Annotated in this window: 14 protein-coding genes; 9 read left to right on the top strand and 5 right to left on the bottom strand. The window is 56.8% G+C overall.

Translation table 11 applies throughout. The features are described 5' to 3' along the window. Positions 1-53: 53 nt before the first annotated feature. Together B472_RS00735 and B472_RS00730 are read left to right on the top strand one after the other, a co-directional pair. Entirely contained in the window at positions 54-911 is an 858-nt protein-coding gene (locus B472_RS00735) for a DUF2189 domain-containing protein (protein ID WP_019427906.1), read from the top strand. Between the two features lie 15 nt (positions 912-926). Beyond that, positions 927-1,124, top strand: a complete 198-nt coding sequence (locus tag B472_RS00730) for a hypothetical protein (RefSeq protein ID WP_019427905.1) — start codon at positions 927-929, stop codon at positions 1,122-1,124. Between the two features lie 25 nt (positions 1,125-1,149). Here the strand turns inward: B472_RS00730 and mnmH are convergent, their stop codons facing one another. Both mnmH and B472_RS00720 read right to left on the bottom strand, forming a co-directional pair. Then, complete coding sequence (gene mnmH, locus B472_RS00725; protein WP_019427904.1) at positions 1,150-2,208, bottom strand: tRNA 2-selenouridine(34) synthase MnmH; 1,059 nt, start codon at positions 2,206-2,208, stop codon at positions 1,150-1,152. Next, entirely contained in the window at positions 2,205-2,864 is a 660-nt protein-coding gene (locus tag B472_RS00720) for an arylesterase (protein WP_019427903.1), read from the bottom strand. The genes mnmH and B472_RS00720 overlap by 4 nt, the downstream gene beginning before the upstream one ends. Here B472_RS00720 and B472_RS00715 point away from each other — a divergent pair. Genes B472_RS00715 through B472_RS00705 form a run of 3 tightly spaced genes read left to right on the top strand, consistent with a single transcriptional unit; the run spans position 2,863 to position 4,728 of the window. Then, complete coding sequence (locus tag B472_RS00715; protein WP_019427902.1) at positions 2,863-3,555, top strand: ABC transporter ATP-binding protein; 693 nt, start codon at positions 2,863-2,865, stop codon at positions 3,553-3,555. The genes B472_RS00720 and B472_RS00715 overlap by 2 nt on opposite strands. Before the next feature lie 51 nt (positions 3,556-3,606). Then, positions 3,607-4,341 carry a 23S rRNA (guanosine(2251)-2'-O)-methyltransferase RlmB gene (gene rlmB, locus B472_RS00710; protein WP_019427901.1) on the top strand — a complete coding sequence of 245 codons (735 nt, stop codon included), beginning with the start codon at positions 3,607-3,609 and terminating at the stop codon, positions 4,339-4,341. 39 nt (positions 4,342-4,380) lie between these two features. Next, the gene (locus B472_RS00705; RefSeq protein WP_019427900.1) at positions 4,381-4,728 is read left to right on the top strand and encodes a hypothetical protein; all 348 of its coding nucleotides are present in this window, start codon (positions 4,381-4,383) and stop codon (positions 4,726-4,728) included. Between the two features lie 16 nt (positions 4,729-4,744). On the opposite strand, the gene B472_RS00700 is transcribed toward B472_RS00705, so the two are convergent. The 3 genes from B472_RS00700 to fabI form a co-directional block, all read right to left on the bottom strand. Further along, the gene (locus B472_RS00700; RefSeq protein ID WP_019427899.1) at positions 4,745-5,347 is read right to left on the bottom strand and encodes a chromate transporter; all 603 of its coding nucleotides are present in this window, start codon (positions 5,345-5,347) and stop codon (positions 4,745-4,747) included. Then, complete coding sequence (locus tag B472_RS00695) at positions 5,344-5,937, bottom strand: chromate transporter (RefSeq protein WP_040506042.1); 594 nt, start codon at positions 5,935-5,937, stop codon at positions 5,344-5,346. Before B472_RS00695 ends, B472_RS00700 begins: the two co-directional genes overlap by 4 nt. A 109-nt stretch (positions 5,938-6,046) precedes the next feature. Then, entirely contained in the window at positions 6,047-6,865 is an 819-nt protein-coding gene (fabI, locus tag B472_RS00690) for an enoyl-ACP reductase FabI (protein WP_019427897.1), read from the bottom strand. A gap of 37 nt (positions 6,866-6,902) precedes the next feature. On the opposite strand from fabI, the gene B472_RS00685 reads away from it, so the two are divergent. The 4 genes from B472_RS00685 to B472_RS00670 are packed head-to-tail and all read left to right on the top strand — an operon-like array spanning position 6,903 to position 12,501. Next, positions 6,903-8,804, top strand: coding sequence for an extracellular solute-binding protein (locus B472_RS00685; RefSeq protein ID WP_019427896.1), 1,902 nt, complete (start codon positions 6,903-6,905; stop codon positions 8,802-8,804). A 3-nt stretch (positions 8,805-8,807) separates the two neighbouring features. After that, positions 8,808-9,845 (top strand): microcin C ABC transporter permease YejB, encoded by a 1,038-nt coding sequence (locus B472_RS00680; RefSeq protein ID WP_019427895.1) that lies wholly within the window; start codon positions 8,808-8,810, stop codon positions 9,843-9,845. Continuing rightward, positions 9,842-10,897: an ABC transporter permease gene (locus tag B472_RS00675; protein WP_019427894.1), complete on the top strand. Its 1,056-nt coding sequence runs from the start codon at positions 9,842-9,844 to the stop codon at positions 10,895-10,897. The genes B472_RS00680 and B472_RS00675 overlap by 4 nt, the downstream gene beginning before the upstream one ends. Further along, positions 10,894-12,501, top strand: a complete 1,608-nt coding sequence (locus B472_RS00670; RefSeq protein WP_019427893.1) for an ABC transporter ATP-binding protein — start codon at positions 10,894-10,896, stop codon at positions 12,499-12,501. Before B472_RS00675 ends, B472_RS00670 begins: the two co-directional genes overlap by 4 nt. Positions 12,502-12,635 lie beyond the last annotated feature (134 nt).

Genomic DNA, 12,635 nt, shown 5'->3' with positions numbered 1-12,635 from the left:
GCGGCTTCTGGCGTTACCCTGAACGCTTGATTTTTGGAGGCGCTTTTTTAGCCATGACCGCTTCAGACAAGTCCTTTGGCCATGATCCTGACCTGCCCACCATGGCCACGCCTTATGTGCCGCCGCCGCCCGTTGGGCCGCGATCGCACATGCGTTCCTTGGGGTTTTCTGACCCTTTTCGCTGGCTGGCCCGCGGCCTAAAGGACATGCGTCAGCACCCGGGTATTGCGCTGTTTTACGGGCTGAGTTTCTGGGGCATGGCGCAGGTGTTGGCCTGGGTCTTCAAGCACAAGCCCGAGTACACCCTGACCTGGGTCTCCGGCTGTTTGCTCTTGGGGCCTTTTTTGGCCATGGGCCTGTACGAGGTCAGCCGCAAGCTCGAGCGCGGTGAACGGCCTGAGTTGGCTTCGTCAATCCTGTGTTGGCACCCACACCTCCGAAGCATGTCCATGCTGGTGTTGGTGTTGATGGTGCTGGAGTTGCTGTGGGGCAGGGCGTCCTTGGTGGCATTTGCGGTGTTCTTCAACACCGGCATGCCCTCCACGACAGGGGTGATCGAAGCGGTGTTCAACCCACAAAACATCGAATTTCTGGTGGTGTATTTGTCGGTCGGTGGGATTTTTGCCGCATCGGTCTATGGCTTGTCTGTGGTGTCTATCCCCATGATTTTGGACCGTGACACCGATGCCATCACGGCCGTTCTGACCAGCTTGCGGGTGGTTTTTTCGAGCCCAGCTGTGATGTTGCTGTGGGGCTTGCTTCTCACGGTGATGGTGCTGTCGGCCCTGTGGCCTTGGGCGCTGGGCATCGTTGTCGTGGGTCCTTGGCTGGGTCATGCCAGCTGGCATGCTTATCGGGGCAGTGTCGAGTGGGAAGAATGCGCCGAAGAAGCTGTTACATTGGGCAGCTAAATCAAAGGAGCCATCTTGGCCACACCCAACTACGGATTCGAAAAGCGCCAGAAAGAATTGGCCAAGAAACGCAAAAAAGAAGACAAGCTCAAAGCCAAGTCAGATCGTAAATCGGGCCTGTTGGCCGAAGACGGTTCTGAAATCGAGGGTTCTGAAATGGATGCTGAAACTGCAGCGCCCGGTGCGGCTGAACCCACAAGCCCTGCGTCTTGAGTTGTCCTGCACCAACACATGGCGCTCAGGACACCTGCACCAGTTTTTGGGCCACATTCAGCATGTCCGCCATGCTGTGGCTGAGCGGTGTGATCAGAGGCGCTTTGGCATAGTGCACAAAATTGTTGCCCGTCGAAGTTTCATAGCCCGGATCGTAATGGCCTGAAAGCAACTCGGTCACCACCTCACGCATTTCCCCCCGTTCGATCTGTTCTTGCCAGGCTTGCACCACGGCTTTGCCGCGCAAGGCAGTGAGTCGTTCAAGGCGGTCAGAAAACAGAATGCGGTCTTGCGTGAAAAATTCATAGTCTTCCAGCAGCAAATTCACCCGGTTTTCCACCGACAGCTCTATGCGCAGACAAGGACTTGCACGCATCGCCACCATGAGCTCAGCGGGCACGGTCAAATTGCCCACCTTCTTGCTTTCCGCCTCCACAAACACGGGGCGGTCGTCGCTGAAGCCGCGCAAAGCATCCCAAATTTGGGTGTCGAACGCCTTTTGAGTGGGTTGAGGTGTACCGGGAATCAACCCCAGCACCGAACTGCGGTGGCGTGCAATCGCTTCAAGGTCCAGCACCTGCGCCCCCTGCTGTGCCAACGCTTGCAGCAAGCGCGTTTTGCCCGAACCTGTGGGGCCGCACAGCACCTGGAACTGCAGGCGTTTGGCTTGGCGAGGCGTGTCTTCCATCACTTCTTTGCGAAAAGCCTTGTAGCCGCCCTCAATCAGGTGCACCTTGAAACCAATCTGACCCAGAATCAGCGCCAGCGAGTTGCTCCGTTTGCCGCCGCGCCAACAATACACCAGTGGCTGCCAGCTGCGAGGCTTGTCCATCACTTGCGTTTCGATGTGTCGGGCAATGTTTTTGGCGACCAGTGCGGCGCCCACTTTTTGCGCCTCGAAGGGGTTGACCTGTTTGTACAGGGTGCCGACCTTGATCCGCTCTTCGTTGTTGAGCGACGGCCAGCTCAAGGCACCGGGCAGGCAGTCTTCGGCGTGTTCGCCCTCGGAGCGTGCGTCCAAAATCGCATCAAATCGGTTCAGTTGGGCCATGGCGTCCAAGGCCGAAATCAGGTGAACGCTCATTTCAATAGTTTCTTCAAAGTAGGCCACACATTGGCCAGCATGCGCGGCTGCGCGGCTTCATTGGGGTGGATGCGGTCGGGCTGGAACCACTTGAGCGGTTCCGGGTCATCGCCCACGCCTTTCAAAAAGAAAGGCACCAGCGCCGCCTTTTGGCTTTTGGCCACTTGTGCGAAAGCTGCTTCAAACTGGCGGGCCATTTCGGGGCCGTAATTGGGTGGCATTTGCATGCCGAGCAGAAGAACCTGCGCTCCAGCACTTTGGGATTGCTTCGTCATTTCCAGCAAGTTGCCTTGCGTCATGGCCATGGGCAAACCGCGCAGTGCGTCGTTGCCGCCCAGCTCAATCACCACATGGCTGGGTTGGTGCTTTTTGAGCAATGCGGGCAGGCGAGAGCGGCCACCCGATGTGGTGTCGCCACTGATGCTGGCGTTGATGACTTCCGTGCCCGGTTTATCCTGCGCCAATTTCTGTTGCAGCAAAGCCACCCAGCCCGAGCCTCTGGTCAGGCCGTACTCGGCGCTCAACGAATCACCCAGCACCAAAATACGCTGGACAGGGACGGGGGAGGTGGCTTGGACAGATGCGGCAAAGCCCCAGCCGACGAGGGCCAGCAGGGTAAAGGTAAAGTGTCGTCGTCTCAACAAAGGTGTGTGCATGCCTGAATCCATCATTGCCGTGCGTGGCGTCTCTAAAAGTGTGCAGGATGCCAGCGGTCAGCTGGACATTTTGCGCGATATCCATTTTTCATTGAACGCCGGGGAAACAGCAGCCATTGTCGGTGCTTCGGGTTCGGGCAAAAGTACGCTGCTGGCGATTCTGGCCGGCCTGGACACACCCAGCAGTGGTCAAGTTGTGTTGTCTGGGCAGTCGCTTTTTGATCTGTCCGAAGACGAACGCGCCGCCCTGCGTGCACAACATGTAGGTTTTGTGTTTCAGAGTTTTCAGCTGATGCCCAACCTCACGGCGCTTGAAAACGTGATGCTGCCCTTGGAGCTGGCCGATCGACCCGATGCCCGCAGCACGGCCACGGCCATGCTGCAGCGTGTGGGTTTGGGCGAGCGCCTCAAACACCTGCCCAAAGTCTTGTCGGGTGGGGAGCAGCAGCGGGTCGCTTTGGCCCGCGCCTTTGTGGTGCAGCCTGACCTGCTGCTCGCCGATGAGCCTACCGGCAGCCTGGACCACGCCACCGGCGAAGCCATCATGGATTTGATGTTCGCGCTCAACCGAGAGCAAGGCACCACCTTGGTTCTGGTGACGCACGACCGCCAGTTGGCTGCCAAGTGCGAGCGCAGCTTGGTCATTCAAGCGGGGCGTTTGAGCGAGGCGCCTCACACGCAGGGCGAATAAAGCCGGAGGGTTCATTGACCAGTCGGTGTGGGGAAGAACGATAATCAGAGCATGTCAACCCACAAAGTGCTTTTCGGCTTTCACGCCGTTGGCGTTCGCCTCAAGATCGCCCCCCAATCCGTTGTTGAAATCCATTTCGAGGTCACTCGCCGTGATGCCCGCATGCGTCAGTTCATCGACAAGGCCCGGGACTCGGGGATGCGCATGATCGAATCCGATGGCGAGCGCTTGTCTAAGTTGGCCGGCGGTCATGGCCATCAGGGCGTTGTGGCTTTGGTCAACCCTATTCCCCAAAACCATTCACTCGATGACCTGCTTGACAGCGTTGAAGGGCCGCCTTTGCTCTTGGTCTTGGATGGCGTGACCGATCCGCACAACCTAGGCGCTTGCCTGCGTGTGGCCGATGGTGCGGGCGCACACGCGGTGATTGCCCCCAAAGACCATGCTGCCGGCATCAATGCCACTGTGGCCAAAGTCGCCAGCGGTGCAGCCGAAACCATGCCTTACTTCATGGTGACCAATCTGGCACGCACTTTGGGCGAGCTCAAAGAGCGCAGCATCTGGGTGATTGGCACCAGCGATGATGCGCCACGCAACATTTACCAAGCTGACCTGAAAGTGCCCACAGCGTTGGTACTGGGCGCCGAGGGCGATGGCATGCGCCAGCTGACCCGTAAGAACTGTGATGAGTTGGTCAGCATCCCGATGCGCGGGGCTGTTGAAAGCCTGAACGTGTCCGTGGCCAGTGGTGTTTGCCTTTACGAAGCATTGCGCCAGCGCAGCTGAGTTTCCCTGCTGACTTTCACTCACCCAAATCAATCCCACATGTTTCAAAAATCCATCGTCTCCGTGTGTCTGCTTGCAAGTTTGTCTGTCTTGCTGTCGGCTTGTACGCAGGAGCAGCAAAACAAAATCAGCCGCGGCATTCAAAACTGGACGGGGACAAACGGCGTGATGGAGGTTTATGCGGGTGACAAACTGGTTCGCCGCTTCATTCAAGTGGACAAAGTCAGTACGGCCTTGGGAACCGATGACAAACAGCCACGCGCCTACCGTTATGGCTATGGCGTCTTGGATGAGAACCTGAACATGGCCGTTGACCCTGGCGAGAAGAAGGTCTATTTTGAGGTGAGTGACTATTCGAACACGGTGTTTTTCGAGAGTCCACGCTGATTCAAGCAACAAGTCTTCAGATCCAACCCAACGCCCCGATCACGGCACCTGCAGCGATCAACCACAGCAGGTGAATCCGGGTCCGCCATACCAAGAGCATCGAGGCCAAGGTCAACAGCCAAAGTGGCCAGTCTTTATGGGGGGCGTTGTGGCTGGCTGTCAATAACCAACCGGTCGAAACCAACAAGGCAATCACCACCGGGGCCATGCCCAATTTGAAAGCCTTGATGCCGCGTTTTTCACGGTGACGATGCGCCCAACGCGTGGTGGTGTAAGTCAAAACGGAGGAAGGCAGCATGATGCCCAAAAGGCTGAGAAAAACCCCCAAGCTCGACAAAGCGATGCTCATCCAACCACCACCCAGACCGGCCCCTGCATTCAGCCCCACGTTCCAACCGATCACGGCCACAAAGAGAACATTGGGCCCTGGCGAGGCTTGTGCCAATGCAATGGAAGAGCTGAACTGCTGCTCGGTCAACCACTCGTTGTGGTCCACCAAAAACCGGTGCATGTCAGGCGCAGTGATGATGGCCCCGCCCACAGCCAAAAGGGAAAGTGACAAAAAGTGATTGAAAAATGCCACCCAATCACCGATGGTCAATTGCAAACTGAGGCTCATTTTGGGGCCTCGCGGTCAGCCAGTCTTGAGAGTTGCAGATAGGCCCATGCACAGGCCAGTGAGCCAATGCCCAGCAAAACCCAAAGCAATGGCCAGCGCAATAGACTCACACATATAAAAGTGCTCAGCATCACGCCGAAACACACCAGCATGCCCATGGGGTTGAGCTTTAAGGCGCCGATCAACTTGATGCCTGTGGCGGCAATCAGTCCGGCCGCTACCGCGCCCATTCCCCGCAAGGCGCCCTGTGCCCAAGCAGCATCAGACACACCGCCGAACACCGATGCCAGCATCAAGACGACAGCCAAAGGCGCCAGCAGCAAGCCCGCTAAAGATGCCAAGGCCCCACCCAAGCCGAAGTGACGGCCACCGATGATCAGGCAAAAATTGACCACATTGGGGCCCGGCATGATTTGAGCCACCGCCCAATCTTCGACAAACTGGGCCTGCGTCATCCAGCGTTTTTTTTCCACCAGTTCGCGTTGAACGACGGCCAATACCCCCCCAAAACCTTGCAGCGCCAGCACGGTGAAAGACAGAAACAAGTCTGTTTTGGACCGTGGCGCGTTGAGCGGGGCAATGTCTGTCATGAAGCCATTATGCAAACCATCCAAGATTCAAGCTGTCACCCGCAAGGCAGGTGGCGTTCGGGCCTGAAGGACATGGGGTGCGCCATCGCACATCTTTTCGTGGGTTTTTTCAGGCTGAAGTGACGGCGGGCTCGGCAATGCCGCCCACCACCTGGCTGAAGCCACCGTCCACATAAGTGATCTCAGCGGTCACGCCTGCGGCCAAGTCGCTCAGCATGAAGGCGGCCACATTGCCCACGTCCTCAATGGTCACGTTGCGGCGAATCGGGGATGCCTCGGCCACCACCGACAAAATCTTGCCAAAGCCCTTGATGCCGCTGGCCGCCAAAGTTTTGATGGGGCCCGCTGAAATGCAGTTGGCCCGCAAGCCGCGATTTTGGCTGCCCAGAGACTCGGCCAAATAACGCACCGAGGCTTCCAGACTTGCTTTGGCCAAACCCATGGTGTTGTAGTTGGGAACCGTGCGAATCGCGCCCAGGTACGATAGGGTCAGTACCGCTGACTTGTCGTTCAGGTAGGGCAGGGCCGCCTTGGCCATGGCCGGGAAACTGTAGGCGCTGATGTCGTGCGCAATCTTGAAACCCTCGCGCGACAAGCCGTCCAGAAAGTCACCGGCAATCGCTTCGCGGGGTGCGTAGCCAATGGCATGAACAAAACCGTCAAACTTGGGCCAAGTGGCCGACAGGTCGGTAAAGAGCTTTTCAATTTGTTCGTCGCTGCCCACATCGCAATCGAAAATCAGATTGGAATCAAAATCGGCAGCAAACTCGGTGATGCGGTCTTTGAAGCGTTCGCCCACATAACTGAAGGCCAACTCGGCTCCCTGGGCATGGCAGGCTTTGGCGATACCGTATGCGATCGAGCGGCTCGACAGCACGCCGGTGATCAGCAGCCTTTTTCCCGATAGAAATCCTGTTTTTGTGCTCATGCCTTCAACTCCTGAAAAATGTGGGCAGAATTGTCGCATGCGAAGCCCCTTGGCCTTTTTTTGGAAACACTGCTTACTGGCCCTTGGGTTTTGTGCCTCAGGCACAGTTTGGGCTGCCCATGCTTACGCGCAGTTTGGTGACATCCGTTACCCGTCTGGCTTTTCGCATTTTGCTTATGTGAACCCAGAAGCCCCCAAGGGGGGTGAGGTGGTCTTGGTGCCCCCTACGCGCCAGTCCAACTTCGATAAATACAACCCATTCACCTTGAAGGGCAGCGCTCCACCGTCCATGCTGGGCATGATGTTCGACACTTTGTTGGTGGGCAACATGGACGAGCCGACCACATCCTATGGCTTGCTGGCATCGGATGTTTCGGTGGCCAGCGACCGTTTGTCGGTCACCTTCCAAATCCATCCCCAAGCCCGTTTTCACAACGGTGACCCGGTGCTAGCGACCGATGTTCGCCATTCTTTTGAGCGCCTGACCAGCAAACAGGCTGCGCCCCAGTACCGCACTTATTTTGGGGAAGTTAAAAAAGCGACGGTTTTGTCAGAGCGCAGCATCCGATTTGATTTTGTGCGGCCCAACAGCGAACTGCCCTTGATCGTAGGCAGCCTGCCTGTTTTCAGTCACAAGTGGGGGCTGGAGGGCGGCGTGCTGAAGCCTCTGGACCAAATGGTCATGGACATTCCCATCGCCTCTGGCCCCTACCGCATTGGCCGTGTGCAGTTTGGCAAAGACATCAGCTATGAGCGAGATCCGGCTTATTGGGCACGCGACTTGAACGTTCGCAAAGGCCAATTCAACTTCGACCGCATCACCTACAAAATATACAAAGACAGTACGGCTCAGCTCGAAGCCTTTAAAGCGGGGGAATTCGATTACATGCAATCTTTCATCGCTCGGGAGTGGGCCAGGGCCTTCACAGGTCGCGCCTTCGATCGGGGCGATCTGATCAAGGCCGAATTGGCACACGGCAACGCGGGCGACTTTCAGGGTTTCTTGTTCAACACGCGAAGAGACAAGTTTCAGGATGTGCGGGTGCGACAAGCCATTGCGCTGGCCATGGATTTTGAGTGGTTGAATCGCCAGCTTTTCTACAACGCCTATAGCCGGGTACGCGGATTTTTTGTGGCCAGTGACTTTGAAGCCAAGGGCAGACCTGGGCCAGATGAATTGGCTTTGTTGATGCCATTGCGGTCCGTGTTGCCTGCGGCTGTGTTTGATCAAGATGTGCCCCAACCGCCACAAACCGCATTAGACCCGGCCTCGGGTCAGACTTTGCGTGACCATTTGCGGCAAGCGCGTGATTTGCTCAAAGATGCCGGGTGGACTTACAGGGATGGCGCATTGCGCAACGCCAAGGGGCAAGCATTCAAAATCGAGTTTCTGGACAGTTCAGGATCGATGGGACGCGTTGTCACGCCATTTGCAAAAAACCTCGAAAAATTGGGCATACAAGTCCAGTACAAGGTGATTGACTTTGCGCTTTTGCAAAAGCGTATGGACGTGTTCGACTTTGACATCATCAGCAACCGCACTGTGGGCAGCGAAGCACCCGGCACCGAATTGCTGGAACGCTACGGCAGCCGATCGGCTGACGTGGAAGGCTCTGGCAATGTGATCGGATTGAAAGATCAGGCCGTTGATGCCTTGCTGGACAAGGCCGTGAGTGCTACTTCTCGGCCGGAACTGGTGACCAGCCTGCGAGCGTTAGACCGGGTTCTGCGACATGGCCATTATGTGGTTCCTCACTGGTACGGTGGCGTGCACAGGGTGTCTTGGCGGTCCAAGGCCTTTGCGCGCCCAGCCGAATTGCCGCGTTTTTACCAACCTGAAAAACTGGTCACCACCGTGTGGTGGTCGCCCAACGCCAAGGCCATGTCTTCGACTGTTCCAACAGCGCCTGCTGCCAAAGTCTCCAACAAGGCCCCCTGACCCATGCTGGCCTATATTTTCAAACGATTGCTGCTGATGATTCCCACCTTGTTCGGGGTCTTGTTGATGACCTTTGTGGTGATCCAGTTTGTGCCCGGCGGACCGGTCGAGCAAATGGTGGCCCAACTTCAAGGCCGCGATACGGGCGGGGAGGGGGCAGCCGCCGCGGGCAGCGGCTACCGCGGTCGTCAAGGCGTGGACGCCGCCCGCATTGCCGAAATTAAAACGCTTTATGGGTTTGACAAACCACCCACGGAGCGCTTTTGGATGATGCTCCAGCAGTTTGCACAGTTCGATCTGGGCAAAAGTTTTTTTTACCCCAAAGACGTGTGGAGCTTGATCAAGGAAAAGCTGCCGGTGTCCATCAGCCTTGGCTTGTGGACTTTTTTTCTGAGCTATCTCGTGTCGGTGCCTTTGGGCATTGCCAAAGCAGTCAGGGCCGGCACGCGTTTTGACACGCTCACCAGTTTGTTGGTGCTGGTGGGTTATGCCATTCCGGGTTTTGTGCTGGGCGTCGCCCTGCTGGTGATCTTTGGTGGTCAACTGCAGTGGTTCCCGTTGCGCGGCCTGACCTCATCCAATTGGGAGCAGTTGAGCTGGGGGGCCAAAGTGGTTGACTATTTGTGGCACATCGCTTTGCCGGTCACGGCCAGTGTGGTGGGCTCTTTTGCCGTCATCACCATGCTGACCAAGAATGCGTTTTTGGAAGAAATCCGCAAGCAGTATGTGCTGACGGCACGCGCCAAAGGCTTGAGCGAAAACCGTGTGCTTTATCGCCATGTCATGCGCAATGCCTTGATTCCGCTGGTCACGGGTTTCCCCGCGGCCTTCATTGGCGCGTTTTTCACCGGTTCCTTGCTGATCGAAACCCTCTTTTCGCTCGATGGCCTGGGCTTGCTGAGCTACGAGGCGGTGATTCGGCGCGACTACCCGGTGGTCTTGGGCACTTTGTATTTGTTCACCCTGATCGGCTTGGTCACCAAGTTGATCAGTGACCTGTGTTACCTCTGGGTTGACCCGCGCGTCAAATTTGACAAATGAGCACGGCCCATACCACCGCCTTACCACGGCAAATGTCTCCCTCTGCGCGGGCATGGCAGCGCTTTCGGCGAAATCGCTTGGGTTTTGGCAGCTTGGTCATTTTTGTCACACTGTTCGTCATGAGCTTGGGAGCCGAGTTATTGTCCAATGACAAACCCTTGGTCGTGAGGTTTGAGGGGCAGTGGTATTTTCCTGTGGTGCAAACCTTGCCTGAAAAGGTTTTTGGGGGGGATTTTGAGACCCCTGCTGACTACCTCGATCCCTTCATACAGCAGCAGCTGCACAAGGGGAGCAACTGGGCAGTGCAGGCGCCAAACCATTACCACCACAGCACGCTCGATTACTTTGCCCCCTTGCCCAATCCGGCACCGCCCAGTGCGCACAACTTGCTCGGCACCGATGACCGAGGTCGTGATGTCCTGGCCCGGTTGATCTATGGATTCAGGGTCTCGGTGTTGTTTGCCTTGGCGCTGACCTTGTTTGGCGTTCTTCTGGGTGTCTTGACGGGCGCGGTACAAGGCTTTTTTGTCGGCAAGACCGATCTGGTTTTTCAGCGTTTCATAGAGGTCTGGAGCGCCATGCCGGAGTTGTATTTGCTGATCATTTTTTCGGCCGTGTTTGAGCCCAGTGTGGGATTGCTGCTTTTATTGCTCAGTCTTTTTGGTTGGATGGGCTTGTCCGACTATGTGCGGGCCGAGTTCTTGCGCAATCGGCAACTCGATTACGTCAAGTCAGCGCGGGCACTGGGCTTGGGACACTGGCAAATCATGTGGAGGCATGTGCTGCCCAACAGCATGACGCCGGTGGTCACCTTTTTGCCGTTTCGCATGAGTGGGGCTATTTTGGCCTTGACCTCGCTGGACTTTTTGGGCCTGGGCGTGCCACCGGGTACGCCCTCTTTGGGCGAGTTGCTGGCCCAAGGCAAAAACAACATCGATGCTTGGTGGATATCCCTCTCCACTTTTGTTGTGTTGGTGGTGACTTTGCTGCTGTTGACCTTCATGGGCGATGCCTTGCGTGACGCGCTGGATCCGCGAAAGGTGGACGCATGAGCACCCCCCATGCTTTGTTGGAACTCCAAGACCTGCGCATAGCCTTCGCGGGTCAAGCCGTGGTGCAGGGCGTGAACTTGAGCATCCAGGCTGGCGAGCGCGTGGCCTTGGTGGGCGAGTCAGGATCAGGCAAGTCGGTCACTGCGCTGTCGGTGCTGCGTTTGCTGGAGGCTGCTGAAATTTCTGGCCACGTGCTTTGGCAAGGCCAAGACTTGCTGGCGCAAACGCCTGCTCAGATGCAACGCATCCGTGGCGACGAGATTGCCATGATCTTCCAGGAGCCAATGACGGCCCTCAACCCCTTGATGACTGTGGGCGCGCAAATCTCGGAAGTGCTGCAACTCAAAAAACTCTTGACCCGGCGTGACGGCGATGCGCGGGCCGTGCATTTGTTGTCCGAAACCGGGATCGATGATCCCGCGCGCCGTTTTGGGGCTTACCCGCACCAGTTGTCGGGTGGCCAACGCCAACGCGCCATGATGGCCATGGCGCTCGCATCGGAGCCCAAACTGCTGCTGGCTGACGAACCCACCACCGCACTGGACGCCAGTTTGCGCCTGCAGATGCTGCAGCTTTTGGCCGATTTGCAGCAAAAAACCGGCATGGCCGTCCTGCTCATCACACATGATTTGGCCTTGGTGCGTCACTTTGCCGACCGTGTTGTCGTCATGGAAAAAGGGCACGTCGTGGAGCAGGGTGCATTGCAAGCGGTGTTCGCCAAGCCCCAGCACCCCTATACGCAACGCTTGCTGTCGAGCCACCCCAGTCGAGATGGCTTGGTCGATGTGTCGTCACCACCCAGGCCGCCCATCCTCCAAGTGCGGCAACTTCAGGTGCGCTACCCCATGGCGATGCCCGGATTCAAAGCTTGGTTGAAGAGGCACCATTTCACCGCTTTACAAGGCGCTGATTTCTCGATCGCGCCAGGCAGCACCTTGGGCGTCATGGGGGAGTCCGGCTCTGGCAAATCGAGCTTGGCACAAGCGGTGTTGGGATTGATCCCGTTTACGGGTGAGTTGTCGTTTTCAGGGCAAAGCTGGCAAGGCCGTCCTTTTTTGGACAAAGCTTTGCGCCGCCGGGTACAGGTGGTGTTTCAGGATCCCTATGGCAGCTTGTCCCCACGCATGACCGTCGGTGAAATCGTCTCCGAAGGTTTGCGCTTGCATCACCCGCAATGGACTCAGGCTCAAATGACGCAGCGGGTCCTCGATGCCTTGGCAGAGGTGGGTTTGGGCGGAGAGGCGTTTGGCGATGTGCTCAGCCGCTATCCACACGCTTTTTCGGGCGGACAGCGCCAACGCATCGCTTTGGCCCGCGCCTTGGTGGTGGAGCCCGAGCTTTTGGTGCTGGACGAGCCCACCAGTGCTTTGGATGTGACGGTTCAACAACAAATACTGGAGTTGCTACAAGCGTTGCAAAAAAAACGCGGTATGGCGTATTTGCTGATCACCCATGATGTCGATGTATTGCGTGCCATGGCCCATCAGGTGTTGGTTCTCAAATCTGGAATCGTTGTGGAGCAGGGGGCCGCTGACCAGGTTCTGGGTGATCCACAGCACGAATACACCCGGACTTTGGTGCAAGCATTTCCGAATTTGTCCTGAGCCAATCGGCGTCAAAAGGGGCATGATTTCCTTGAAAATCACACACTTACAGCGATTTATCAGATAGAATATTGTCTTCACGACCAAACGGGCGGGTTTTCACCGCCCGTTTTTTTTGGGTCTTTCTTTTTTAA

Source organism: Limnohabitans sp. Rim28 (assembly GCF_000293865.2).
Lineage (GTDB): Bacteria > Pseudomonadota > Gammaproteobacteria > Burkholderiales > Burkholderiaceae_C > Limnohabitans_A.
Note: the sequence above shows the minus strand (reverse complement) of the source record. Positions and strands in the feature narration are given on the sequence as shown.